The sequence below is a fragment of the Actinomadura harenae genome (genome assembly GCF_003696215.1).
Lineage (GTDB): Bacteria > Actinomycetota > Actinomycetes > Streptosporangiales > Streptosporangiaceae > Spirillospora > Spirillospora harenae.
In genome coordinates, this window is the sequence record NZ_RFFG01000044.1 from 28,050 (window position 1) to 54,027 (window position 25,978).

18 protein-coding genes are annotated in these 25,978 nt (G+C 73.0%); 8 read left to right on the top strand and 10 right to left on the bottom strand.

Translation table 11 applies throughout. The features are described from left to right. Nucleotide 1 precedes the first annotated feature (1 nt). Nucleotides 2–253, bottom strand: coding sequence for a hypothetical protein (locus tag EBO15_RS23575; RefSeq protein ID WP_122196612.1), 252 nt, complete (start codon nt 251–253; stop codon nt 2–4). A gap of 87 nt (nt 254–340) precedes the next feature. Here EBO15_RS23575 and EBO15_RS23580 point away from each other — a divergent pair, with 87 nt between their 5' ends. After that, the gene (locus EBO15_RS23580; protein ID WP_147481623.1) at nt 341–694 is read left to right on the top strand and encodes a hypothetical protein; all 354 of its coding nucleotides are present in this window, start codon (nt 341–343) and stop codon (nt 692–694) included. Here the strand turns inward: EBO15_RS23580 and nhaA are convergent. The 6 genes from nhaA to mfd all read right to left on the bottom strand — a co-directional run bounded on the left by nhaA (nt 673) and on the right by mfd (nt 11,367). After that, a complete protein-coding gene (gene nhaA / locus EBO15_RS23585) occupies nt 673–2,628 on the bottom strand; it encodes a Na+/H+ antiporter NhaA (protein WP_233616389.1) in 1,956 nt (651 codons plus the stop codon). The two genes, EBO15_RS23580 and nhaA, sit on opposite strands and share 22 nt — an antisense overlap. Before the next feature lie 72 nt (nt 2,629–2,700). Continuing rightward, a complete protein-coding gene (locus EBO15_RS23590; protein WP_199744760.1) occupies nt 2,701–3,645 on the bottom strand; it encodes an NADP-dependent oxidoreductase in 945 nt (314 codons plus the stop codon). A gap of 141 nt (nt 3,646–3,786) precedes the next feature. Next, complete coding sequence (locus tag EBO15_RS23595; RefSeq protein ID WP_233616390.1) at nt 3,787–5,985, bottom strand: transglycosylase domain-containing protein; 2,199 nt, start codon at nt 5,983–5,985, stop codon at nt 3,787–3,789. A gap of 110 nt (nt 5,986–6,095) precedes the next feature. Next, the gene (locus EBO15_RS23600; protein ID WP_122196614.1) at nt 6,096–7,139 is read right to left on the bottom strand and encodes a MazG family protein; all 1,044 of its coding nucleotides are present in this window, start codon (nt 7,137–7,139) and stop codon (nt 6,096–6,098) included. Nucleotides 7,140–7,142: 3 nt separating this feature from the next. Then, nucleotides 7,143–7,823: a SurA N-terminal domain-containing protein gene (locus tag EBO15_RS23605; RefSeq protein ID WP_147481624.1), complete on the bottom strand. Its 681-nt coding sequence runs from the start codon at nt 7,821–7,823 to the stop codon at nt 7,143–7,145. A 10-nt stretch (nt 7,824–7,833) separates the two neighbouring features. Beyond that, nucleotides 7,834–11,367: a transcription-repair coupling factor gene (mfd, locus tag EBO15_RS23610; protein WP_122196616.1), complete on the bottom strand. Its 3,534-nt coding sequence runs from the start codon at nt 11,365–11,367 to the stop codon at nt 7,834–7,836. A gap of 270 nt (nt 11,368–11,637) precedes the next feature. Between mfd and EBO15_RS23615 the strand changes: the two genes are divergently transcribed. From EBO15_RS23615 to EBO15_RS23635, 5 genes are all read left to right on the top strand, one after another. Beyond that, complete coding sequence (locus EBO15_RS23615; RefSeq protein WP_122196617.1) at nt 11,638–12,270, top strand: TetR/AcrR family transcriptional regulator; 633 nt, start codon at nt 11,638–11,640, stop codon at nt 12,268–12,270. Next, complete coding sequence (locus tag EBO15_RS23620; RefSeq protein WP_122196618.1) at nt 12,267–13,901, top strand: MFS transporter; 1,635 nt, start codon at nt 12,267–12,269, stop codon at nt 13,899–13,901. The genes EBO15_RS23615 and EBO15_RS23620 overlap by 4 nt, the downstream gene beginning before the upstream one ends. 174 nt (nt 13,902–14,075) lie before the next feature. Further along, nucleotides 14,076–14,981: a class I SAM-dependent methyltransferase gene (locus EBO15_RS46215; protein ID WP_233616391.1), complete on the top strand. Its 906-nt coding sequence runs from the start codon at nt 14,076–14,078 to the stop codon at nt 14,979–14,981. 112 nt (nt 14,982–15,093) lie between these two features. Then, the gene (cysC, locus tag EBO15_RS23630) at nt 15,094–16,608 is read left to right on the top strand and encodes an adenylyl-sulfate kinase (RefSeq protein ID WP_122196644.1); all 1,515 of its coding nucleotides are present in this window, start codon (nt 15,094–15,096) and stop codon (nt 16,606–16,608) included. Nucleotides 16,609–16,718: 110 nt separating this feature from the next. Further along, nucleotides 16,719–17,699 carry a sulfite exporter TauE/SafE family protein gene (locus tag EBO15_RS23635; RefSeq protein WP_122196645.1) on the top strand — a complete coding sequence of 327 codons (981 nt, stop codon included), beginning with the start codon at nt 16,719–16,721 and terminating at the stop codon, nt 17,697–17,699. Between the two features lie 757 nt (nt 17,700–18,456). Here EBO15_RS23635 and EBO15_RS23645 read toward each other — a convergent pair. From EBO15_RS23645 to EBO15_RS23665, 3 genes are all read right to left on the bottom strand, one after another. Beyond that, nucleotides 18,457–19,740, bottom strand: a complete 1,284-nt coding sequence (locus EBO15_RS23645) for an MATE family efflux transporter (RefSeq protein WP_147481625.1) — start codon at nt 19,738–19,740, stop codon at nt 18,457–18,459. Continuing rightward, nucleotides 19,740–22,382 (bottom strand): hypothetical protein, encoded by a 2,643-nt coding sequence (locus EBO15_RS43725; protein WP_147481626.1) that lies wholly within the window; start codon nt 22,380–22,382, stop codon nt 19,740–19,742. Before EBO15_RS43725 ends, EBO15_RS23645 begins: the two co-directional genes overlap by 1 nt. 247 nt (nt 22,383–22,629) lie before the next feature. After that, nucleotides 22,630–23,739 carry a glycosyltransferase family 4 protein gene (locus EBO15_RS23665; RefSeq protein ID WP_233616392.1) on the bottom strand — a complete coding sequence of 370 codons (1,110 nt, stop codon included), beginning with the start codon at nt 23,737–23,739 and terminating at the stop codon, nt 22,630–22,632. A 186-nt stretch (nt 23,740–23,925) separates the two neighbouring features. Between EBO15_RS23665 and EBO15_RS23670 the strand changes: the two genes are divergently transcribed. Together EBO15_RS23670 and EBO15_RS23675 are read left to right on the top strand one after the other, a co-directional pair. Then, nucleotides 23,926–25,071: a DUF1972 domain-containing protein gene (locus EBO15_RS23670; RefSeq protein WP_199744761.1), complete on the top strand. Its 1,146-nt coding sequence runs from the start codon at nt 23,926–23,928 to the stop codon at nt 25,069–25,071. After that, nucleotides 25,068–25,970 carry a phosphotransferase family protein gene (locus EBO15_RS23675; RefSeq protein WP_122196624.1) on the top strand — a complete coding sequence of 301 codons (903 nt, stop codon included), beginning with the start codon at nt 25,068–25,070 and terminating at the stop codon, nt 25,968–25,970. The genes EBO15_RS23670 and EBO15_RS23675 overlap by 4 nt, the downstream gene beginning before the upstream one ends. Nucleotides 25,971–25,978: the final 8 nt, after the last annotated feature.

The following is a 25,978-nucleotide window of genomic DNA, read 5'->3' on the forward strand; positions in this document are numbered from 1 at the left end:
GTCAGTGGCGTGACCTGTCGGCCTTGTCCGGGCTGCCCTCACGCCCCAGCTTGGCCTTGATCCGGTCGCGTTCGGCCTCGAGATCGGCGATCTGGCCTTCGAGCTCCTCCCGCATCTGGAGATCCTGGCCGGAGTCGCCGAAATCCTGCGGCATGGAGCCGTAGTCGGCGCCCAGCCCGGCGTCCTGGCCGCGCAGCCGGGCCAGCGCCGCCTCGACGGTCTCCAGCCTCTTACGCAGGTCGTCTGAGCTCATGCCGGGTGATATTCCCGCAGGTCACCGCACATAACGCATGCAATACCCGGGAATCACCCAAGTATGGGCCAGCAGGAGGGGGGCACCATGGTCCGCCGACACGACAACGAAGAGGAGCAGGCGCGGTACGAGGCCGAGATGGGCGACGACGAGCAGGACTACACGACCCGCTCGACCGAGCGCTACATCGAGGACCCGCCCGCCGACCTGGTGATCGAGGACGACCCCGACCCCGGGGACGGACGGCTCGGCATCCTCCGCGAGACCCGCGAGGAGTACCGGCGCGGCGACCGGCGGCGCGAGGAGGACGCCTGGGAGGACCGTCCCGCCGAGGTCACCGCCGTCCGGGGCCCCCGGGGCGAGCCTCCGGAGGAGGACGACTTCGCCGACGACCTGCACGCCCGGACCCGTCCCGGCGGCTACTCCGCCGAGCCCGGCTGACCGCCCCGGCCACCCCGGCCACCCCGGCCACCCCTGCCGCCCCGACGGCCCCGGCCTCGGCCTCCCTGGCCTCCCTGGCCGCCCCGGCCGGCGCTCGCGGCGAGAGCCGCGTCGACGGCGGCGACGAACGCGTCCCGATCATGGGAGCCCCCGTACTCGACGCCGTTCAGGTAGAAGGTCGGCGTCCCGCGGACGCCCGCGCGCTTGCCCGCCCGCTTCACCTCGCCCACCTTGCGTTCCAGCTCCTTGACGTCCTCCCAGGGGAAGAAGCCCAGCCGCTCCGAATAGGCGAGCAGGTCGCGGTCGTTCAGCGCCAGCTGGTTGGCGAACAGCAGGTGGTGCATCTCCCAGAACCTCCCGTGCGACGCGGCGGACTCGGCGACCAGCGCCGCGGGCATCGCGTGCGGATGGATCTCCTGGAGCGGGAAATGCCGGAACACCAGCCGCAGCCGGTCCCCGTAGAGCCGCTTCAGCTCGTCCAGGACGGGCTGGACGGCCCCGCAGAACGGGCACTCGTAGTCGCCGTACTCGATCAGCGTGACCGGCGCGTCCGGCGGGCCGAGAACGTGGTCGGCGGACGTCACGGGCGGCAGCGGCGCGCGCTCGGCGGGCGGCTCCACCACGACCGACGGCGGCGCGCACACCCCGCCCCGCTTCCAGGCCAGCCGGAAGATCACCCAGCCGAGCCCGGCGGCCAGCAGCGATCCGGCCAGGATGCCGATCTTCGCCTGGGACTGGAGGTCCGGCCGGTCGCCGAAGGCCAGGTCGGTGATGAACAGCGACACCGTGAACCCGATGCCCGCGACCGCCGCGCCGCCGAGCAGCTGCCCCCACACCAGGCTTCCGGGCAGGTCGCCCCAGTTCATCCGGAGCGGGATCCACGTGCCGAGCGCGATCCCGGCGAACTTGCCGACGACCAGTCCGAGCACCACGCCGAGCGTGACCGGGGACGTCGCCGCGCGGCGCAGTGACTCCGGGTCGAGCCGGACCCCCGCGTTGGCCAGCGCGAACAGCGGGACGATGACGTACCCCGTCCAGGGGTGCAGCATGAGCTGGAGCCGCTCGTTGACCGAGACGGTCGACACGACCGACCGCCGCGCCGCCCGCGCGAGCTCCGGACTCGGGTCCCGCTGGAGCCGCTGCACCAGCTCCCCGGCGCGCAGCCGCTCGCTGTCCGGCGGCGCGTACACGTTCACCAGGACGCCCAGCAGGATCCCCGCGATCGTCGGATGGACGCCGCTGCGCAGCACCGCCACCCACATCAGGAACCCGAGCAGGACGTAGACCGGCCCGCGCCCGACCTTCAGCCACCGGACGGCCGCGATCAGCGCGAACAGGACCGCCGCGACCAGCAGCGGCTTGACCTCGAGGTCCTTGGTGTAGAAGACCGCGACGACCAGGATCGCGCCCACGTCGTCCACGACGGCGAGGGTCAGCAGGAACACCCGCAGCGGCTCCGGGCAGCGCGCGCCGATGACCGCCAGCAGTCCCAGCACGAACGCCGTGTCGGACGCCATCGGGATGCCCCAGCCGCCCGAGCCGTCCCCGCCCGCGTTGACCGCGTAGTAGACCAGCGCCGGGACGATCATGCCGCCGAGCGCGGCCACCGCCGGGACGGCCACCACCCGCCGGTCGCGCAGCTGCCCGACCTTGACCTCGCGGCTGATCTCCAGCCCGATGACGAAGAAGAACAGCGCCATCAGGCCGTCGTTGACCCACTCCCTGAGGGTCAGGCCGAGCTCGTGGTCGCCGAGGGTGAGGGAGAGGCCGGTCTCCCAGAACGTCTCGTAGGTCTCGCGAAAGGGCAGGTTCGCCCAGAGCAGCCCGGCCACGGTCGCCGCGAGCAGCACGAGCGTGCTCCCGGTCTCGGTGGCGAGGAAGGAACGCAGCCCCTCGGGCAGCATGCGGCTCGTGGCGGCCGTCCGCTCCGTCATCGCGGCCCCGCCGTCGGCCGATGGCGCACCGGACGCCGGGTCATCGGACGCCGGGTCATCGGGGTCGGGCCGTCAGAGGCGGATCACGGTCTTGCCGCGCGCGCCGCCGCGCTTGGCCTCGGCGATCGCCGCGGGCGTCTCCGCCAGGTCGACCTCCCGGCTCACGTGCACCGTCAGCTTCCCGCCGTCGATCAGCTCGGCGAGGACCGCGAGCAGCTCCCCGGACGCCTTGTTCTGGAAGTTGTACGCCTTGATGCCGCGCTTCTTCAGCCCCGCGGTGTTCGCCTGCCCGACCGTGGACGCGACGACCCCGCCCTTCTTCACCGTCCCGGCGAGCATGTCGAGCTCCCGTTCGCCGTCGACGAGGTCGATCAGGACGTCCACGCCGTCCGGGTGCGCCTCGCTGACCGTCTCGAACAGGTCGCCCGCGCGGTAGTCGACGGTCTCGTCCGCGCCGAGGTGCAGCATCGTCTCGGTCATGTCGGGCGACGCGGTGGCGATCACGTAACCGCCCTTCAGCGCGGCGAGCTGCACCACCGCCTGCCCGACGCCGCCGGACGCGCCGATGACCAGCACGGTCCTCCCGTCCTCCACGCCGGTCTTCTCGACCAGGTTGTAGGCGGTCATGCTGGCCGTCGGGACGGCCGCGGCCTGGCTGTAGACCATCTTCTGCGGCATCGTCGCGACCGGCCCGTCCTGTGGGACGACGGCGAACTCGGCGTAGCTGCCGAGGCCGCGCGGGATGCCGCCGAACGACCCGTACACCTGGTCGCCCACGCGGAACCGGTCGGCGCCCTCGCCGACCGCCTCGACCACGCCCGCGCCGTCCTGGCCGAGGATCAACGGGAAGCGCGCCTCGACGACGCCCTGGAGCATGCCGTCGGCGACCTTCCAGTCGAACGGGTTCATCCCCGCGGCGACCAGCTTGACCAGGATCTCGCCCGGTCCGGGCTCGGGCCGGTCGAGCTCCATGAGCGACGGCGTCGCGCCGTACTCCGACACGGCGATGGCACGCATGCGGCTCCCCCCGTTTCCCCCGTCGGGGATGATCTACCCAGGGTGCGGGAAACCACACGACCGCGCAGGTCAGAGCGCCGAAACCGGGACCCGCGCGCGCGGTCTGCGGCCGGCCCGCGGTCGGCCCGCGGTCGGCCCGGGTCAGGGCTTGGGGCTCGGGGCCAGGGTCGGCGGGCCGGTGGTCGGCGGGGTGGTGGGCGAGGGGTCGGCGCCCTTCTTGTCCTTCTTGTCTTTCTTATCCTTCTTGGACGGGTCCGTCTGGCCGTCGCCCATGCTGAAGTAGTGCGACGGCGGGCTGTGGAAGTCGGTCTCGGCCGTCCCGTCCAGCGCGGCCGACATGGTGTCCTGCCAGATCGGCGCCGGGATCGTCGCGCCGAACACCTCGCCGAAGCACTCCCCGCTCATGCACAGGTCGTCCATCGGGTACTTGTAGCCGCCGCGCGGGTCGCCGACCCACACCGCGGACGCCAGGTCCGGCGTGTACCCGGCGAACCAGGCCGCCGAGAAGTTGTCCACGGTGCCGGTCTTCCCGGCCGCCGGACGCCCGATCCCCGACCCGGCCGCCGTCCCCTGCGTCAGCACGCCCCGCAGGATGTAGTTCACGGCGTCCGCGACGCCCTTGTCGAGCACCTGCTTGCAGCCCGCCGACGGCACCTTCATCGGCTTGCCGTTCGTGTCCGTCACCGACGCGATCGCGACCGGGCGGCAGTACCTCCCGCGCGCCGCGAACGCCGCGTACGCCGAGGCCAGCCGCAGCGGCGACACCGGGTTGAAGCCGAGCGTGAACGACGGGTACTCCTCCAGCGGCTTCCCGTTCGCCTGCCGCATCCCGAGCTTCTCGGCCATCTGCACCGTCTCGCAGAGCCCGATCTCCTTCTCCAGGCCGAGGAAGAAGGTGTTCACCGAATGCCAGGTGCCCGTGACCAGCGAGAACTGCTTCCCGCCCTCGCCGTCGGCGGAGTTGCGCAGCGAGGCGTTCGGGTCCCCGACCCGCCTCCCGTCGCAGTCGCGGTACCCGGTCGGGGTGAACGACGTCGGCGCGTCCATCATCGTGCCGAACGGCATGTCGTCCTGGAGCGCGGCGGCCAGCGTGAACACCTTGAACGTGGACCCCGACTGCATGCCGATGCTCGACCCGTGGTCGGCGTCGGCGGCGAAGTTGATCCAGGTCTTGCCGCGCTGGTTGTCCGGGCCGAGGTCCCGGTCGACCGCCATCCCGCGGATCGCGCCCGTGCCCGGCTCGACCAGCGCCTCCGCCGCCGCCTTGTGCGCGGAGTTCCGCGGCGGGACGTGACCGTCCACCGCCTTCTGCGCCGCCTTCTGCACCTTCCACTTCAGCGTCGTCCGGATGGTGAGCCCGCCCTGCTTGAGCAGCTTCTCCCGGTCCGCCTTCGTCTTGCCGAACGCCGCGTTCGTCAGGATCTCCCGCTGCACGTAGTCGCAGAAGAACGGCGCGCTGCTCTCCACGCACCCGTTCCGCGCCTGGTGCACATGGAGCTGGACGGGCTGCTTGGCGGCGGCGTCCGCGGTGGCCTGCGGGATCCACCCCAGCTGGGCCATGCGTGCGAGCACCACGTCACGGCGCTGGCGCGCGGCGTCCGGATGGTTCACCGGGTCGTAGGCGTAGGGGTAGCGGACGATGCCCGCGAGCAGCGCCGCCTCCGGCAGCGTCAGCTTCGCGGCGGTCTTGGAGAAGTAGTGCCGCGACGCCGCCTCGACGCCGTACGCGCCGTCCCCGAAGTAGGCGATGTTCAGGTAGCGGCGCAGGATCTCGTCCTTGGAGTACCGCTTCTCCATCGCGACCGCCAGCCGCAGCTCGCGCATCTTGCGGCCCGCCGACAGCTCCGTCGCGTCCTTGCGCTGGGTCGCGGTGGTCGCCTGGGTGAGCAGCAGGTTCTTGACGTACTGCTGGGTGATGCCCGACCCGCCCTGGGTGACCTGCCCGTGCCCGAGGTTGCTGATCAGCGCGCGCAGCGTGCCCTTGGAGTCGAGCGCGCCGTGCTGGTAGAACCGGCTGTCCTCGATCGCCAGGACGGCCTGCCGCACGACCGGCGCGATCTGGTCCATCCGCACGTCGATCCGGTTCTGGAAGTAGAACGTCGCGATCGAGCTGCCGTCCGCGGCGAGGATCGTGGAACGCTCCGGCACGCCGCTGGTGTCGATGCCGTCCGGGACGTCCTCGAACCATCCGGCGGCGTCGCGGGTCGACACGCCCGCGGTGAACGCCGTCGGCAGCAGCAGGAGCGCCACCAGCACCCCGGCCAGCATGGCGAAGCCGAACAGCCCCCGCACGGCACGAAGCTTGTCGGGAGTCTCGTCGTCCCGCAGACCAGGCAGCACCGCCCCAGGGTAAACGGCCGACCACGCCCCGGCCAGACCTTCGCCGATCTTCGTCCGCGCGGTCCGCATCCGGCCGCCGGGCCGTGCCAGGGACCCGGAACCAGGGGCGTTCAGGCGCCCGAGGGGTGCTCCCGCTCCCAGTCGCGGACACGGCCCGCGAACGCACGGGACGCGGCGCGCAGCTCGGCCTCGGCGTCCACGCCCTCGGCCTGCGCCTCCCTGACCAGCGCGAACAGCCGCGCCCCGACGTCGGAACCGGCCGCCCGCGAACCAGCGGGCTCAGAACCGGTGGGCTCAGAACCGGTGGGTTCAGAATCACCCGTCTCGGAGCCGGACACCTCGTAGGCGTCCTCCGGGAGTTCGACGCGGGCGGCGCGGCGCTGCAGCTGCGCGGCGAGGCTCAGTGAGGGCTGCCCCATCGGGACGCCGTCCAGCACCGAGGCCGCCTCGCCCTTCTTCTCCGCCCGCTCGGCCGCCTTGATCTGCTCCCAGTTGGCGTTCACCTCGTCGGCGTCCCGGACGGTCACGTCCGCGAACACGTGCGGGTGCCGCCGGACGAGCTTGTCGACGATCCCGGCCGCCACGTCGTCGATCGTGAACGCCGTCTCGTCGTCCCGCTCGGACGCCACGACCGCGTGGAACGCGACCTGCATGAGCACGTCGCCGAGCTCCTCGCGCAGTGCGGCGTGGTCGCCACCCGAGATGGCGTCGTCGACCTCGTACGCCTCCTCCAGGAGGTACCTCATCAGCGACTCGTGGGTCTGCTTGCGGTCCCACGGGCACTCGCGGCGCAGCGTGTCCATGACCGTGACCAGGTCGAGCAGCCGCGCCCCCGGCAGGTCGTAGGAGCCGTGCAGCACCTCGACGTCCAGGGGCTCGTCCACGACCCGGCGGCCGACGTCGCGCATCAGCCGCTCGTCGCCGTCCTGCCCGGCCACGAAGACGACCCGCTCCCGGCGCGCCAGGTCGACCAGCGCGGCCGGGTCCGGGTCGGTGACCTGCTCGGCGTGGATCCCGGCCTCGGCGAGGTAGGGCAGCAGCGGGTGGTCGTTCCGCGCCAGCACCCGCGGCGCCGAGCGGAGCGCCTCCCAGGCGCGCCAGGTCAGCAGGCCGGGCGCGACCCGGTGGGAGGTCGCCAGCAGGATGAGGCTCATCGGTTAACGCACACCTGATTCCGTAGCGGACAGCCGGAGCACGACCGGGTTGATCGTGACCTTCGTCGGGTCGAACACCCCGAACCGGGGGTTGATGCTGACCTTCAGCTCACGCGCGGCGTCGCCGAGGGCCCGGTCGAACAGCTGCATCGACTGCTGCGCCGTCGGGGAGCTGGGGTTGTGGTCCCAGCCGAACCGGTCCATGAGCAGCAGCTGGATCGCGTTGAACCGGGCCACGTCCCGCACCCGCTCCTTCGGCAGCCCGGCCGCGAGGGTCGTGGACACCGCGTTGGAGTTGGGCGACTGGTCCATCAGCGCGATGGCCTGGTCGACGTCCCCGCCGGTCGGGCTGACGCCGTAGTTCTTCGCCGCCCGGTCGCCGACGCGCAGGAAGACCAGCGAGGCCAGCGTGGCGCGGATGTCGGACTCGCTCGCCACGTCCGTGCCCATCTGCTGCTGGTCGGACGACTCGCCGCGGGTGGCGCCCGCCTGCGGGTCGGCCTGGAACTGCGGCTTCCACTCCCGGACGGTCCGGTCCAGGGTGTTGACGCTGATCCGGTCGTCCCCCACCAGTGCCGCGGCGCCCGCCTTCACCTGGCCGCATCCCGACAGCAGGACGGCCGAAAGGGGCAGCGCCGCGAGCGCGGTGATCCTCGTCTTCTTCGTGATCGGCGTCTTCTTCATGATCGGCACCCTAGGCCCGCGCGGGTTCGAGGAACAGGGCCTCGACGAGGTCGGTGGCCCATCTGAGCAGCTCCTGGTCGCGCAGGGGCGTGCCGCCCAGCGGCTTGGTCTTCGGCACCGGGACCAGCAGCGTCTTGGTCGCCGGCTTCAGCAGGCTCTTCGGATAGAGCCGCTGCAACCGGACCTGCCGCGACTCGGGCAGGTCGGCCGGCGCGAACTTCACGAACGTCCCCTGGAGGACGACCTCGCTCAGCCCGGCGCGGCGCGCCTTCGCCCGGAACCGCGCGACCTCCAGCAGGTTCAGCACCGGGACGGGCAGCGGGCCGAACCGGTCCTTGAGCTCGTCGGCGACGGCGGCGATCTCCTCGTCGGAGGTGATCGCGGCGATCCGCCGGTAGGCGTCCAGCCGCAGCCGCTCGCCCGGGATGTACTCGTGCGGCAGGTGCGCGTCGACCGGCAGCTCGACCTTGGTCTCCGGCAGCTCCTCGGCCCGGACGCCGCCCTCCTTCAGGTCCCGGACGGCCTCACCGACCATCCGGACGTACAGGTCGAACCCGACGCCCGCGACGTGCCCGGACTGCTCCGCGCCGAGGATGTTGCCCGCGCCGCGGATCTCCAGGTCCTTCATCGCGACGTACATGCCGGCGCCGACCTCGGTGTGCTGCGCGAGCGTCGCGAGCCGCTCGTGCGCGGTCTCGGTCAGCGGCGACTCCGGCGGGTACAGGAAGTAGGCGTAGGCGCGCTCGCGGCCGCGTCCGACGCGTCCGCGCAGCTGGTGCAGCTGCGACAGGCCGTACATGTCGGCGCGGTCGACGATCAGGGTGTTGGCGTTCGGGACGTCCAGGCCGGACTCGACGATCGTGGTCGCCACGAGCACGTCGAAGTTCTTCTCCCAGAAGTCGACCATCACCTTCTCGAGCTCGTGCTCGTTCATCTGGCCGTGCGCGACCGCGACCCGCGCCTCCGGGACGAGCTGCTGGATCTGCGCCGCGACCTTGGTGATCGACCGGACGCGGTTGTGGACGAAGAACACCTGGCCCTCGCGCAGCAGCTCACGGCGGATCGCGGCGGCGATCTGCTTCTCCTCGTACGGCCCGACGAAGGTCAGCACGGGGTGCCGCTCCTCCGGCGGGGTGAGGATCGTCGACATCTCGCGGATGCCGGTCAGGCCCATCTCCAGGGTCCGGGGGATCGGCGTCGCCGACATCGCCAGGACGTCCACCTGGGTGCGCAGGCGCTTCAGCTCCTCCTTGTGCTCGACGCCGAACCGCTGCTCCTCGTCGATGATCACTAGGCCGACGTTCTTGAACCGGGTCTGCGCCGACAGCAGCCGGTGCGTGCCGACCACGACGTCCACGGTGCCCTTGGCGAGGCCGTCCAGGGTCTCCTTGATCTCCGCCTCGGTCTGGAACCGGCTGATCGGCCTCACCGTGACCGGGAACGCCGAGAACCGCTCGGAGAACGTCGACAGGTGCTGCTGGACGAGCAGCGTCGTCGGCACCAGCACCGCGACCTGCATCCCGTCCTGGACGGCCTTGAACGCCGCCCGCACCGCGATCTCGGTCTTGCCGTAGCCGACGTCGCCGCAGATCAGCCGGTCCATCGGGACGGCCTTCTCCATGTCGGACTTGACCTCGTCGATCGCGGCGAGCTGGTCGGGCGTCTCCACGTAGGGGAAGGCGTCCTCCAGCTCGCGCTGCCACGGGGTGTCCGTGCCGAACGCGTGGCCGGGGCTCGCCATCCGCGCCGAGTACAGGCGGATGAGCTCGCCCGCGATCTGCTTGACCGCCTTGCGCGCCCGCGTCTTGGCCTTCTGCCAGTCGGCGCCGCCGAGCCGGTGCAGGCTCGGCGCCTCGCCGCCGACGTACCGGGTCAGCTCCTCCAGCTGGTCGGTCGGGACGAACAGCCGGTCGCTCTTGGCGTACTCGAGGATCAGGTACTCGCGGGTCGCGCCCTGCACGGTGCGGCTGACCATCTCGACGTACCGTCCCACGCCGTGCTGCTCGTGCACGACGTAGTCGCCGGGCCGCAGCTGGAGCGGGTCGACCCCGCCGCGCCGCCGCGACGGCATGCGCCGCATGTCCTTGGTGGACGCCTTCTGCCCGGACAGGTCGGTCTCGGTCAGGACGGCGAGTCTCACCTCGTCCCAGACGAACCCGTTCTCCAGCAGGCCCGTGGACACGTTCACCAGGCCCGGCTTCGGCTCGCCCGCGAGGTCGGTGAGGGTCGCGCCGAGGCCCTCCTCGCCGACCAGCTGGACGAGCCGCTCGGCGGGCCCGTGCCCGGCCGTGACCAGGACGACCCGCCAGCCGCCGTCGATCCACGCCTTGAGGTCGCCCATCACCCGGGCGGTGTCGCCCCGGTACGCCTCGGCCGGGTGGACGCCGAGGTCGAGCTCCTCCTCCTGGGTGAGGGCCGAGACCGTCCAGCGGTGCAGGCCGAGGGCGTCGTTGTGCTCGACGACCTCCTCCAGCGACCGGAACGCGGCCGCGCCGAGGTCGATCGGGGCCGCGCCGCCGGCCGCCGCGTTCACCCAGCTCGCGTCCAGGAACTCCTGGCTGGTGCGGACGAGCTCGGACGACCGCGTCCGGATCCGCTCCGGCTCGCACACCAGCAGCGCCGAGCCCTTGGGCAGCAGGTCGGTGACCAGTTCCATGTTCTCGGCGAGGACGGGAGAGAACGCCTCCATGCCCTCGACGGTGTCGCCGTCGGCGATCCGCAGCAGGATCTCCTCCAGCGCGGGGTGCCGTCCGGCCAGGTCGCGGGCGCGTTCCCGGACGGCGGGCGTCAGTGGCAGCTCGCGGCACGGCGGCGCCCACAGTCCGTCCCGCGCGACCTCGAGGGAGCGCTGGTCGGCGGCCTTGAAGTAGCGGATCTCCTCGACCGTGTCGCCCCAGAACTCGACCCGGAGCGGGTGCTCCTCGGTCGGCGGGAACACGTCGAGGATGCCGCCGCGGACGGCGATCTCGCCGCGCTTCTCGACCAGGTCGACGCGGTGGTACCCGGCCTCCACGAGCCTGCGGACGATGTCGTCGAGGTCGGCGTCCTCGCCGGAGTGGAGCCGCACCGGTTCGAGGTCGGCGAGCCCCGCGACGATCGGCTGCAGGACGGCCCGGACCGGCGTGACGACGACGTCGACCCTCCCGCCCGCGCCCTCGTCCACGTCCGGGTGGACGAGTCGCCGCAGGACGGCGAGACGCTGGCCGACGGTGTCGGAGCGGGGCGACAGCTTCTCGTGCGGGAGCGTCTCCCACGCGGGGAAGTGCGCGACCCGGTCGGGGGCGAGGAGGCTGGTGAGCGCGGCGGCGAGGTCCTCGGCCTCGCGCGCGGTCGCGGTCACCGCGAGGACGACCCCGCCGTCCGGGCCCTTCCCGGAAGCGCCGTTCGAGGGGCCCTCCCGGCGGAGGGCGCGGGAGAGCGCGGCCCCGAGGATCGGCCAGAGGGACGGCGGCGCGACGACCGAACGGGGGTCGTCCGGGCTGGCCAGCGCGGTGCGGAGCGCGTCGTCGGTGTACGCGAGATCAACAAGTCCAGAAAGCGTCATCACTGCCTGCAACGTCATCGCCCCGCCGAACAATCCGCGGCGTCGCCCGCCGCGACCCGATTCGGGGCAGCCCGAAAACCCGGGAGCGATGAGACCACCCCGGTGTCCTGACCCACCCTACGCGGCGCCCACGACAACCCGCGCGAACTCCCCGACACGGACGCGCCGGGGGTCGCGTCACCGCCTTCGGGCATAAATCATTTGACGTCAACGTCTAAGATGAGACAACTATGTCTCAAACGAGACGACGATGAAACGATGAAGGGTCGCATGCGCAGCGAAGAAGAGATCCTCGGGGCCGCGACCCGGCACCTGAACGCGGACCCCACCGCCTCGATGGCCGGGCTCGCCGAGGCCGCCGGGGTGAGCCGCGCCACCCTGCACCGGCACTTCGCGAGCCGCGAGGACCTGCTGCGGGCTCTCGGCGAACGCGCCACCCGCCGCTGGGAGGAGTCCCAGGACGCGGCGGACATCGACGCCGCCGCCGCGTCCGGCGACCCCGACCGGATGGCCACCGCCCTGCGCGTGATGCTGAACGCCTTCGTCGTCGACGCCGACGACTTCGGCTTCGCGCTCACCGACCACTTCGTGAACCGCATCCCGGAGCTGGTCGCCTGGGCCACCCGCCTGGAGGATCGCGAGATCGCCTTCTACGCGGCCTGCCAGGACGCCGGGGTCCTGCGCCCCGACCTGCCGGTCCGCTGGCTGAGCAACACGGTCTACGGCCTGATGATCAGCGTCCGGGAGAGCCTGCGCCGCGGCGACGTGGCCCGCCGCGACGCCCCCGCCCTGCTGCTCGGCACCTTCCTGGCCGGCGCGGGCCCCACCCCGGGCCCCACCCCGGGCCCCGCCATGGGCACGTCACGGGCCCCACAGAACGATCACGACGGAGGACGAGCATGACGACCGCCAAGCCGGTCGGGAACACGCCCCCCACCGACCCGCGCCCCTCGGCGGACGCGGCCGCGCGGGCCGAATCACGGGCCGAGACACGGGCTGAGACACAGGTGGAGACACGGCCGGAGGTGCCCGCGCCGCATCCGCGGCGGTGGGCGGGACTGGCCGTCCTGTCGGCGAGCCTGCTGCTCGTCGTCATGGACATGACCGTCCTGAACGTGGCGCTGCCGGAGATCTCCGCCGACCTGCGGCCGAGTTCGATCTCCCTGCTGTGGATGGTGGACGTCTACTCGCTCGTCGTGTCCGGGCTGCTGGTGACGTGGGCGGCGGTCGGCGACCGGTGGGGGCGCAAGCGGATGCTGCTCACCGGGTTCGCCCTGTTCGGGCTGGCCTCCCTGGCCGTCCTGTGGGCGAACTCGCCCGGCGCGGTGATCGCCGTCCGCGCGATGCTCGGCGTCGGCGGCGCAATGATCATGCCGTCCACGCTGTCCATGATCCGGAACCTGTTCACCGACCCGCGCGAGCGCGCGACGGCCCTCGGGATCTGGGCGACCATGGCCGCGCTCGGCTCAGCGCTCGGCCCGATCCTCGGCGGCGCGCTGCTGGAGGCGTTCTCCTGGCACTCGGCGTTCCTGGTGAACGTCCCGGTCATGGCGGTCGCGCTCGTCGCGGCCTGGTTCCTGCTGCCCGAGTCGCGCAACCCGAACCCCGGTCCCTGGGACGCCGTCGGCACCGTCCTGTCGATCGTCGGGATGGTCGCGCTCGTCTATGCGATCAAGCACTTCGGCAAGGACGGCGTGACCGGCGAGGGGCTCGCCTCCGCCGCGATCGCGATCGCCGCGCTGGGCCTGTTCGTCCGCCGCTGCCTGCGCCGCGACCACCCGCTGCTGGACGTCCGGCTCCTGCGCGGGCGCGCGTTCTCCGCCGGGGTCGTCACGGCGCTGACCGTGAGCCTCGCGGCCGCCGCGACGATGCTGCTGCTCGCCCAGTGGATGCAGGTCGTCCAGGGGTACTCGCCGCTGGAGTCCGGGATCCGGCTGCTGCCGGAGGCGGTCGGCGCGGCGGTCGTATCGCCGCTCGCCCCGGCCCTCGCGAACCGGATCGGCGCGCGGGCCGTCCTGTCCGGCGGGCTGCTGCTGATCGGCGCCGGGTTCGCGGCGCTGTTCCTCGGGCCGCAGCCGCTCGGCTACCCGACCGTCGCGGTCGCGCTGCTGGTCGTCGGGATCGGGCTGGGCGCGCTCGCCGTGGCGTCCGCCGTGATCATGGCGGGTTCCCCGGCCGAGCGCTCCGGCAGCGCCGCCGCGTTCGAGGAGACCAGCTACGAGCTGGGCGGCGCGCTCGGCGTCGCGGTCCTCGGCAGCGTCGCCGCCGCGGTGTTCCGGCACGGCCTGCCGCTGTCGGACCTGGCGTCCGCCGGGATCACCGGACGGGCCGCCGGGCAGGCCCGCGAGTCCATCGCGGGCGCGATCGAGGTCACCGGGCCGGTCGGCGGGCACCTGGTCGAGCAGGCCAGGTCCGCGTTCACCTCGTCCCTGGAGTGGACGGGCATCGCGGGCGCCGGGCTGATGCTGGCCGCCGCCGTCGCGGTCTGGCTGCTGACCCCGCGCGACCTGGACCTGACCGAGGTCGAGCACTGACCGAACGGCCTCATGGACGTGTCGGGCGCGCCCGTGAACGTGTCGGGCGCGCGATCCGATGACGTACGGGCGGGTTTCGGGCGGGCCGCATAAGCCGCATGTGGCTCTCAAGGGACCCGCCAAGAAAAGATAAATAGCGGACACTGTGCGATCTCACGACTACGCTACGAAGTTGTGACCGAACTGCGCACGACACCGGTCAACCCCGGCGACCTGTTCTCCGAACGCGTCCGGCAGTACTCCGCCGAGCGGCCGGCGCACCGCGTCCAGTTGCTGGAGGCGGGCTGTGGATGGGGACACCCGCTCGACCTCGGACGGATCGACGTCCAGACCACCGGCGTGGACCTCGACCTGCCCGAGCTCCGCGCCCGCACCGGCGCCCGCGCCGACCTCGACGCCTGGCACCTGGGCGACCTCCGGGACGTCCCGATGCCGCCGCGCGCGTTCGACGTGGTGCACGCCCCCTACCTGATCGAGCGGCTGCGCAACGCCGAGCTCGTCCTCGACCGCATGGCGGCCGCGCTCAGGCCCGGCGGGCTCCTCCTGGTCCTGATGCGCGACCGCGACACCGCGTTCGGGTTCCTCGACCGCAACGTCCCCGACCTGTTCCGGCGGCTGGCCGTGCGGGCCGCGTCCAGCCGTGTCCCCCGTCCGCGTCCGGCGGGCCGCCGCCACGCGCACGTCTCCGGCGTCCTCGCCCCGGAGCAGGGCGGAGGCGTGCGGCTCGACGACGCGACGCCGCCGGACGGCCTCCCGGTGACCGCCGCGAAGGCGGGGCGCGGGGCGTCCAGGGCCCCGGAGCAGACCGGGGGGATCCCGCTGCCGCCGCCCGCGCCGACGGTGTACGACCGGGTCGCGTCGCGGGCCGGGATGGAGTGGTACTGCGGGATGCGCGGGCTGGTCCTGGCCGAGCAGTACGTGTCGCGGAACTGCATGACCGCCCTCGGGGCCGGAACCGGCCTGGTCGCCGCCGCGTGCCGCAGCGTGGCGACGGCGAGCCGCGGACGGCTGACCGCGACCCACTCCGAGGTGACCCTGGTGATCCGCAAACCGGAGAACCGGTACGCCAGAGTGATCTGACATCGGGCGCGCGAGGTGCGCGGCGCCCCGCGGGCTCGGTAAATTTCTGCGGTAAACCCCTAGTGACCTGGATCGGCCCGGCCGTGTGGACCGGGCGGGATCGGAGACCGCGGTGACCGCCGAAGCCGGCCTTCCCGACATGCTGCGCGACCTGCCCACCTGGACGCCCGACCCGGTGGAGCTCGCGGACCTGGAGCTGCTGCTCTCGGGCGTGTTCCGGCCGCTGCCGGGATTCCTCGGGTCCTACGACACCGCGATGGTGATCGCGGGCGGGCGCCTCGCCGACGGGACGCCGTGGCCGGTGCCGGTCACGCTGACCGTCCCGAAGGACCTCACCACGCACGAGCGGGTCGTCCTGCAGGACCCGGAGGGCGTGCCGCTGGCCGTCCTCACCGTCGCCGAGGCGTGGCAGGACCCGACCACCCAGAACTGGCGGCTCGCCGGTCCGCTGGAGGCGCTGCGCGCGCCCGCGCACGGGCCGTTCCACCGGCTGCGCCGCCGTCCGGACGAGATCGAGCCGTCCGAGGGGCCGGTGCTGGCCGTCGCCATCCGCGAACCCCTGCACCGGCGCGGGCTCGGACAGGTCCGCCAGGTCGCCGAGGGGCTGGGGGCGCGCGTCCTCGTCCTGCCACTGCTGAGCGGCGTCCACGACGAGTCGCTCGTGCGCGCGCTCCTCGCCGTCCGGCGGGAACTGCCCGACGGCGCGCGGGTCATCCCGGTGCCGCTGCCCCCGCGTCCGGGGGCCGGTGACAACACCGTGGACACCGCCAACGGACGCGACGCCGACGCCGAACGTGACACGCTCCTGCGCGCGCAGGTCGCCGCCGCCTACGGCTCGACGCATCTGCTGGCGTCCGCGGACGTGGAGGGCACGGCGATCCCCGTGGTCGTCCCGGAGCCGTGGGCCTACGACGCGGACGTGGAGGTCTGGCGGCCCGTCGCGCGCATCGAACCGGACCACGTCAAGGCGGAGCTGACCCCGGAGCGGCTCGGCGAGCTGCTCGACGCCGGGGAGCCGGTCCCGGACTGGTTCACCCCGCCCGCCGTCGCCGCCGAACTCGCCGTCGCGCGCCCGCCGAAGCACGAGCGCGGCCTCACGGTCTTCTTCACCGGCCTGTCCGGGTCGGGCAAGTCGACCGTCGCGCGCGGCCTCTCCGACGCCGTCGTCGAACGCGGCGGACGCACCGTCACCCTCCTGGACGGCGACGTCGTCCGGCGGACGCTCTCCGCGGGCCTGACGTTCTCGCGCGCCGACCGCGACCTGAACATCCGCCGCATCGGCTTCGTCGCCGCCGAGATCACCCGGCACGGCGGCGTCGCGGTGTGCGCGCCGATCGCGCCCTACGCGGCCACGCGCGCCGAGGTCCGCCGGATGGTCGAGGCGGCGGGCGACTTCGTCCTCGTGCACGTCTCCACGCCGCTGGAGGAGTGCGAGCGCCGCGACCGCAAGGGCCTGTACGCCAAGGCGCGGGCCGGCCTGATCCCCGAGTTCACCGGCGTCTCCGACCCGTACGAGGAGCCCGTGGACGCCGATCTCACCCTCGACACGTCCCAGATGACGCCGGACGAGGCCGTCGCGCGCGTCGTCGCCCTCCTCACCGAAGGCGCCTGGCTGCGCCCGGAGTGAGCCGCCCCTTTCCCCTCTGAACAAGGGTTTGCGCACGCGGGGTTCTGCCCTGGGGCGATGCCTCGTACTCTGGTAGTCGGGTTTCCCGATATGTCTGGTAGGTCATGCCGATGCACTTCGATTGGGCGATGGCCGGCGGCTCGTTCCTCGTCGCCGTCGTCGTCGGACTGACCGGGATGGGCGGCGGGGCGCTGATGACCCCGATGCTGGTGACGTTCTTCGGGGTCAGCCCGCTGGCCGCGGTCTCCAGCGACCTCGTCGCGGCCGCCGTGATGAAACCCGTCGGAAGCGTCGTCCACCTGCGGCGCGGCACGGTGAACCTGCGCCTGGTCGCCTGGCTGTGCCTGGGATCGGTGCCCGCCGCGTTCGCCGGGGTGCTCGTCGCGCGCGCGCTCGGGGACGGCGCGTCCGTGCAGGACGTGGTGCAGAAGGCGATGGGCGTGGCGCTGCTGGTCGCCGCCGCCGGGATCGTCCTGAAGGCATGGCTGTCCCGGGGCCGCACCGGCGAGGACGAGGGCGGACCGGCGCCCGACATCGTCGTCCGGCCGCTGCCGACGGTGCTCGTGGGACTGGCCGGCGGACTCGTGGTCGGGATGACCTCGGTCGGGTCCGGCTCGCTGATCATCGTCGCGCTGCTCGGCCTGTACCCGGCGCTGCGCGCGAACCAGATCGTCGGGACGGACCTGCTCCAGGCGGTGCCGCTGGTGTTCTCGGCGGCGCTCGGGCACCTGCTGTTCGGCGACTTCCAGTTGCAGGTCACGGCCGCGCTGCTCGTCGGATCGGTCCCCGGCGTCTACCTGGGGTCGCGGATCTCGTCGCGCGCGCCGGGCGGGATCATCCGGCGGGTGCTGGCGTTCGTGCTAGTGGTGTCCGGCCTCAAGATGTTCGGCGTCCCGGCCGTCCCGCTCGCCTGGGTCATGGTCGGCATGGCCGTCGGGGTCGCGGCGTTCTGGGCGCTGGCCCGCGCTCGTACGCGCGGGGGTGCCCACGGCCCACGGCAGGACGGCACCGGCGGCGAACACGAATCCGGAGAGAAGCAGCCCGGAGACCAGCCAGCCCCCGGCCACATCGGTGGCCCAGTGACGCCCTAGGTCGAGCCGCGTATAGCCCTCGACCACCCCGGACAGCACGACGACCGTGAACGCGGCGGTGATCCAGCGCGGGCTGGACGCCCAGCGCATCCCTCCTGCGCGCGCGTACTGGAAGAGCAGGAAGACGCAGAAGCCGCCCTGCGCGAGCAGCCGCATCGTCGCACCGGACGGATACGTGCCCGGATTGGTCGGCGGGTGCCCCCGGTCCACGAGCGCGGCGAGCGCGAGCTGACCCCAGTACTGCGTCACGAACATCGCCGCGATGAGGACGACCGGAACCCACCGGCGGCGCCGCGCCAGCAGCAGCGTCACCACCATCGACGCGATCGCGAAGTACCTGGTCGCGGGCCGGTCGCCGATCTGCGTGACCTGCGCCATCAGGGTCGTCCAACCGCCGTGGAGCCGGTGCGCCGCGATCCAGTCGTACACCGGCCGGTCGATCGCGTGCTGTCCGAAACGGAACGCTATGAGCCGCCCGAAGGGCCACGCGATCACCAGCGTCACGCCGACGACCGCCGTGGTGATCATCGCGAACGCGCCCCACGGGCCGAGCGTCCGGACGAGCCCGTCCCGGGCGTCGAGGAGCCTCCGCCGGACGCGTCCGACCGGGTTCGCGCCGCTCAGGACGTCCGTGACCGTCCCGGCCAGGGCCGGACGGGCCAGGAGGACCGCCCCGGCGGCGAGAACGACGGCGACCACGACCGCGCCGCAGAGCAGAACTGGCATACGGCAACGATAGCCATCCGGCATTCAGGAGCTATCCAGAAACCTCGTACACAGCGGTCCGTTCAGTCGTTTCCACCGGACGCGGATCATCCCGGCGCAGCAGGTACCAGAGCAGCGCCGCCGAGACCAGCCCGCCGCCGCCGAGGCAGTACGGCGCGAGCGCCGCGTGGCGCGGCGCCGCCGCGAGCAGGACGAGCAGCACCACCAGCCCGAACGCGCTCTCGACACCGCGCACAGCGAACACCGTCCGGGACTTCTTGCGCGCGGTCGCGAGGCTCGCCAGCGGCAGCGTGCAGGCGAAACAGACCGCGTACAGGCCCCATCCGGCGAGCGCCGTCCGGTTCACGTCGAACGAGCCGCCCGTCACGACCGGGCCGAGCCAGTCGACCAGGACGATCCCGCCGAGGCTCAGGACCAGCGCGATCCCCGCCATCAGCCCGCAGGCGCGCAGCGCGGCCCGCGCGGGCATCGGCGTGCCCTCCCGCTCCGCCTTCGCGAAATCGCCGAGCAGGAACCAGCCCGCGCCGTTCACGAACGTCATCGCGGGCGCCAGCAGCAGCCGCGCCGCCTCCACCCCGGCCAGCGCCGCGGTCGACGCGAACGCCGCGATCATGATCCGGGCCAGCAGCAGCGCACCCGGCCGGACCCCGGCCTGCACCGACCGCCACCAGGCGAACCCCAGGATCTCCCGCAGCGCCGTCCCGCGCAGCGGCGCGCCCGCGTACTCCTCGCCGGGCAGCCGGAACCTCGCCAGCGCGATCGACGCGACGCAGCCCACGCACATCGCGGCGAGCAGCAGCTCGACCGAGCCGTCCGCCCCGGCCCCGACCGCGGCCCCGAGCGCCGCGAGCGTCACCACCAGGTAGGACGCGTCGTTCAGCGTGAGCCGCCAGAACTCCATCCGCGCGGTGAAGATCCGCCGCCCGGTCTCGTTCAGCAGCCACAACGCCACGAGCAGCGCGAACAGCGCCGTCCCGGCCGCCCCGGCGAGCCCCATCGCGACCGAGACGACCGCCCCGACCAGCGCGCCCGCCGTGACCGTCCCGGCCACCGACCAGATCAGGGCACCCCGAACCTTCGGGTCGAACCGGTCATAGACCGTGAGCGTGTCCCCGACGAAGCTCGTCTGCACCGACGTGATCATGACCAGGACGGCGAAGAACAGCGCGTACGCGCCGTACCCCGACGCCCCGAGCGTCCGCGCCGCCAGCGACTGCACGACCAGGCTGCCGCCCGCCGTCACGAACTGCACCGCCACCGCGCCGCCGGCCGACGACAGCAGCTTTCCTGCCTTTCCCGAGAGCCCTGTACGCATCAGTCGAGGTCGTACCGCTTCAGCACCGGCTCACCGTCGTCCGCCGTCCGGCCCGATTCGTCCTTACCGGGCCCAGACAAGGCATCTCCCTCATCGGTTTTGGACTTCCCGCTGTTCGAGGTCGCTTTTCCTAGGCCGACCGCGGCGAGCATCTCGTCATCCACAATCCGGAGGTCCTCCACCGTCCGTCCCGGATCACCCGCAGAATCGGAAGAGGCCTCGCTCCAGAGGTCCACGGGAATGCGCGACCCGGCGTCCTTCCCGCTCGACGTGCCGTCCTTCGGCGCGTCCTCGCCCTTGCCCGCGGTCCGCGGCGGCGTGGCGGCCAACCCGGTCTCCAGCGCCTTCGCCGGGTCGCGGAACGAACCGTCCTCCCGAGAGGAGCCTCGCGAATGAGCCCCACTGGAACGCGTCCGCCCGCCGCTCGCCCGCCGTCCCCGCCCTGACGCGACAGGCGGCCCGTCCTCCCCGGCCGGGGCGCCACCCTCACGCCCGGCCCCCAGCTCAGGCGCCCGTCCGAACCCGGAGCCGTCCCCGCTCAGCGGATCAGAGGCCCGGGCGTCGATCCCGAGCGGATCAGTGCCCAGCACGTCGGCACCCCGCCCCACGGAATGCCGCCCCGAAGACCGCCCCGCCTGGGGCGCGGCACCGTTGACACCGTCCCCAGGGGAGCTCACAACGTCACCCGAACCCACCGCGTCCCCAAGGGGATCAGCGCCACCCACGTCACCACCCGCTCCGCGGACGGTCGCGCCCCGCACACGTGAATCGGCACCGGACGCACGAGGCGCAGCACCATTCCCACGCGCCTCAGCGCCTGAAGCGTTGGCAGTCTCAGCACGCGAAGCACCACCACTACCGGCGCCATAAGAACGCGCCGCGCCCCCAAGCGGGTCAGCCCCAAGCACCTCAGCACCCGCAGGACGCGCGGCGCCATTCGCACGCACGTCCGCAGACGCGCGAGGCGCAACGCCGCTCACTTGCGCCTCAGCACCGGACACGTGGGCCGCGGCGCCATTCACACGCGCATTGCTACCGGACACATTGGTAGCGCCCCCCACCCGCACGTCGGTGCCAGACGCCCGGGACGTGGCCCCGTTCACGCGCGCCTCGGTGCCGGAACCATGGGCGGCCCCGCCCACCCGCATGTCGGTGCCGGACGCCTGAGACGTGGCGCCGTTCACGCGCGCGTCGGTGCCGCGTGCGTCGGGGGCCGTTGGACGGGGTGTGGCGTCGTTGGTGCGTGCTTCGATGCTGGGGGTGGTGGCGTCGGCGCGCGGCGTGTTGCTAGGGGCTGGGGCGTAGGGAGTCGCCGGGTCCGTTAGGGGGTCGCTGCTGGGTCCGCGGGTGTTGGTGCTTGGTGTGCGGGAGGTGGCGCCGCCTACGCGCCTGTCGGTGTTGGGCGTGTGGGGGATGGCGCCGCCCACGCGTGTATCGGCGCCGTGGGGGGTTGCGGCGTCCGTGCGTGGGGTGGTGGCGCCGCCTACGCGGCGGTCGGTGCTCGGGGGTTGGGGGGTGGCGCCGTTCGCGTGGGGGGTGGGGCCGGTGCCGTTGGCGTAGGTGCCGGTGGGGTTGCTGCGGCGGGGAGCGGTGTCGCTGTGGCGGGGGTAGGTGTCGGCGTGGCGGGGGGACGTGTCCGCGTGCCGGGAGGTGCCGGCGCGGCGGGACGGGGGGTCGGCGGGCCGGGACGCGTCGGAGCGGGGGTCGGGGTAGACGATCGGGTTGGGGGCCGTGTGACCTGCCGGGAGGGCCGGACGGGCCGTGGGGCCGTAGACCTCGTCGTCGGTCCAGACGCGTTCGATGCGGCGTTCGGGGCCCGGGTGGTGGGGGCCGCGGGGGCCCCGGCGGAGGGGGCCGCCCGAGGTGGCGCGGAGGAAGGAGATGACGCAGGCGAGGATCGCGCCGATCGCGAGGCCGATGACGGCGTTCTGCGGGAGCTGGTCCGGGGTGGCCGCGCCGGGGTCGGCGCTGTCGACGAACTGGACGCCGTCGTTGGCGTTGGCGCGGGCGGACAGGACGCCGCTCTCCTGGGACTGGAGTTTGGCCAGGTTGGCGGCCAGGACACGGCCCTCGCGGGTCGTGGCGGGCGTGCTCTCCAGGGAACGGGTGAGTTCGCGTTCGCTGTTCTGGATGTTCTTCAGCTGGGTGTCGAGGCGGGCGGTCGCGGTCGCGATCGTCTCCTCCTGGTACGCCTGGACGACGGCGTTGGCGATCAGCGCCGCCTGGGGCATGTCGGCGCCGGAGGCGTTGACGATCACCACGCCGCTGTCGGGCTTGGTCGACGTCTTCACCGCGCCGCGGAGCGCCGCGGGCGTCAGCGACGGGCCCTTCTTGGACTTGATGATCTCGGCGGCGCGTCCCAGCACCGGGGCCGAGCCGGCGAACGCGGCGCGCTGGGCGGTGTAGGCCGCGTATCCGGGCCCGGACACCACGCCCTGGCGCAGCACGTTGTTGTTGTTGGTCGGGTCGGTCACGGCGAAGCGCGCGGTCGCGGTCGCGCCGCCGAGCAGGAACACGGTCGCCGCGACCGAGGCGAGCACGCAGGCCACCACGACGAGCGACGACATCAGCCGGTAACGCCAGACGGCCTCGACGAGACTGATCTCCGAGGTCGCCGATGGGGCGGGGTTCGGTGCGGTCATCGTGGTGCTTCTCATCCTCTGGGCGGTCGGGCGGATCCTTGCGGAGGGTGGGCGGACGGCCGGGGCGAGAACGCAGGCTACGCGCTCGCCGCCGTCGCGTTCATCTCGGCGCCAGGTTCGGGAGCGGGTCGAGGCTCGGCATCGGGGATCGTCGTCGCTGGTCGGAGGCTCGGGGGCGGCGGCTCGGGGTCGGGGGCCGGGTCGGGGGTCGGGGGTCGGGGGTCGGGGGCGGGGTCAGGGGTCGGGCTCAGGGGGTCGGGGCGGAGAGGGCGGTGACGGCCTCGCGGAGTTCGCGGTGGTAGCGCGCGGTGCCGAAACGGGTGACGGCGTCCTCGCGGGCTCGTTTCGCCATGGTCAGGGCGGAGGTCCAGTCGTCCAGCAGGCGGGTGATGGCGTCCGCCAGGGCCTCGGGGTCGTCGGGGGCGACCCGGATGCCGGTCTCGCCGTCGATGACGATCTCGGTGAGGCCCTGGGTGGCGGAGACCACGACGGGCCGGCCGGCCAGCATCGCCTCCACGGCGACGTTACCGAACGGCTCGACCCGCGAGGGCACGATCGCGACGTCCGCTTCGGCGAAGGACGCCCACACCGAGGGGCGGAAGCCCGCGAACTCGATCGCGGGGCTGCCCTCCGCGAGGGTGCGCAGCTCGTCCTCGAACCACTCGTAACCTGGGAAGACGTCGCCGACGAGGGTCAGGTGGACGGGGACGCCGCGGGCGTGCAGGAGCCGGACGGCCCGGACCGCCACATCTGTGCCCTTGCGGGGTGACAGGCGTCCGACCAGGACGATACGGGCCGTGCCGGACAGTTCGGCGCGGGGTTCGGCGACGGGGGCGGGCGGCTCGTCCACGCCGTTGTAGACGACCTGGGCGCGGCGTCCGGCGGAGCCGAGGGCGGCGGCGCTGGCGCGGCTGTTGACGATCACGGAGCGGGCGAGGCGCAGCGGCGCGGCGAGGGCGGCGCGGACGGGGCCGGGCACGCCGTCCTCGGCCTCGTGCACGTGGCAGAGGGCGGGGACGCGCGCCAGACGCGCCGCGACCAGCCACAACGGGATCGTCACGGTGTTGACGTAGAGGGCGCCGGCGCGTTCACGGCGCAGGAGCCGCCGGGCGGCGGGCAGCGAGCGGGCGGAGTCGAACGCGAGCCGCAGCATGCCCACGGGAGTCATGTACGCCTTGCGCAGGACGGGTACGGGAGTCACCTCCACGCGGGCGCCCGCGTCGCGGAGCGCCTGCGAGAGGGGGCCGTCCGCCGGTAGCGTCACGAGCACGTCCCTATCGCGGGTGAGGCCGCGGACGGACTCGACCAGCATCCGGTCGGACCCGTAGAGATCCGGTGACGGATGCGCCAGAACCACGACGGGTCTGGTTTCTCGCTGGCCCACACTTCCCCTTCCGCCGTTTCTGGCAGGCTTTGATACAACAGACTCCCCGCAACCCTCAGATTAACTCCGCATTACCCCTGGATGCGCGAGGCCCGTCCGGTCCTCCCCCGCCGGCCCGGGCAGCCGCAGGGACCGCAATCGACGCATCGGAGGCTCCCCGTGCGCATCGCCATGATCGGTACCCGAGGTGTTCCGGCACGCTACGGCGGTTTCGAGACCGCCGTCGAGGAGATCGGCCGCCGCCTCGCGGACGCCGGGCACGAGGTCACGGTCTACTGCCGGGGCGAACGGCATCCGGACCGCATGTATCTGGGGATGCGGCTCGTCCATCTCCCGGCGGTGAAGAAGAAGGTCGCCGAGACGCTGAGCCACACCGCCCTGTCGGTCACGCACAGCGCGGCACGCCGGATCACGCGGCGCGGCCCGGACGCGGCGCTGGTGTTCAACGCGGCGAACGCGCCGCTGCTGCCCGTCCTGCGGGCGATGCGGATCCCGGTCGCGACGCACGTGGACGGCCTGGAGTGGAAGCGGACGAAGTGGAGCGGCTCGGGTCGGCGCTACTACCTGGCCGTGGAGCGCCTCGCCGTCCGCTGGTCGGACGCGCTGATCGCGGACGCGGTCGGCATCCGCGACTACTACCAGGAGAAGTTCGGCGCGGAGTCGGTCTTCATCCCGTACGGCGCGCCGATCCTGGAGGGCGCGGACGCCGGGAAGCTCGCCGAGGCGGGGTACGCGCCGGGCGGGTTCCACCTGGTCGTGGCCCGCTTCGAGCCGGAGAACCACGTTCATCTGGCGGTCGAGGGGTACCGGCGTAGCGCGGCGCGCAAGCCGCTGGTCGTGGTCGGGTCGGCCCCGTACGCGGACGAGTACACCACGCGCGTGCGCGAGCTCGCGGGCGACGATCCGCGCATCACCTTCCTGGGCGGCGTCTGGGATCAGGATCTGCTCGATTCCCTCTATGCGGGCGCGCTCACCTACGTCCACGGGCATTCGGTGGGCGGGACGAACCCGTCCCTCCTGCGCGCGATGGGTGCGGGCGCGTCCGTCCTCGCGTACGACGTGAACTTCAACCGTGAGGTCCTCGGTGAGGACGCCGGACGGTTCTTCGGTGATCCCGCAGCGCTCGCGCAGGAGCTCGAGGCCGCCGAGGCCGACCCGGGGCATGCGGCCGACCGTGGTGAGGAGGCCCGCAAGCGCGCCGCGGAGCGTTACGTCTGGGACGACATCGCGCGCGACTACGAGCGTCTCTGCGAAGACCTCGCGGAGCGCCGCCTGACGCGGCGTACCGTCCGTCCCAAGCGATGACGGCCGGACGGTCGGGCACGTTCGTGCGGGCGCCGGGGGCCGGGAACGTGCTGGTCCCGGTCTCGTCGCGGCGCGCGGCACTGGCCGGGGTGTCGCTGCTGACGAAGTCGAAGCCGGTCGCGGTCGCGGCGCAGTGGGCGTTGTACGGGGCGGTGGCGGTCGCCGGGCCGCGCATGCTGCCGGGTGCGCGCACGTCGTGGGACGCACCCGGTGACCCCTCCCTATGGCAGGACGTCTCGGACGGCGTCGGCGGCTTCGACGGCCTAGCGGTCTACGAGCGTCCGCAGGCGTCCCGTGCGGGCGTGGCCGCCGTGCTACTGCGCGCAGGGCATCCTGTCGGTTTCCTGAAAGTTCGGGAGGACGCGGGCGAGCTCGATCGCGAGGAGCGCGCGCTGCGCGCGTTCGCGGACGGCCGTTCCCCGGCCTTCCGCGTCCCGCTCGTCCTGGGCCGGGGCGAGGCGGCGGGCGGCCAGGCGGGCAGGCACTGGATGGTCATCGAGGCCATGCCGGCGCGTCCGGCGCGTCCCGTCCGGAGGCCCGATCTCGCGGGGGTCGTCGAGGCCGTCCAGGGGGCGCTCGCGTCCGTCCTGCCGCGCGGCGGGGCTCCGGAGGACTGGCGGCCGATGCACGGGGATCTCACCGCGTGGAACCTGCGGGTGTGCGGGCGCGGGCTCCCGTGGCTGATCGACTGGGAGGACGCGGCGTGGGCTCCCCCGCACGCCGACCTCGTCTACTACCGCGCGACCGCGAGCGCCGCGCTCGGGGCTCCGCTGGGGACGCTGCCGCCGGACGTCTCCGAGGCCGCCGCGTTCTGGGCGGAGCGGGTCGCGCGCCGCGCCGGAGGGGACCACGACGCGGCCCTCAACCAGCGCATCCTGGACATCCTCCGCACGCTCTAGCGTCGAAG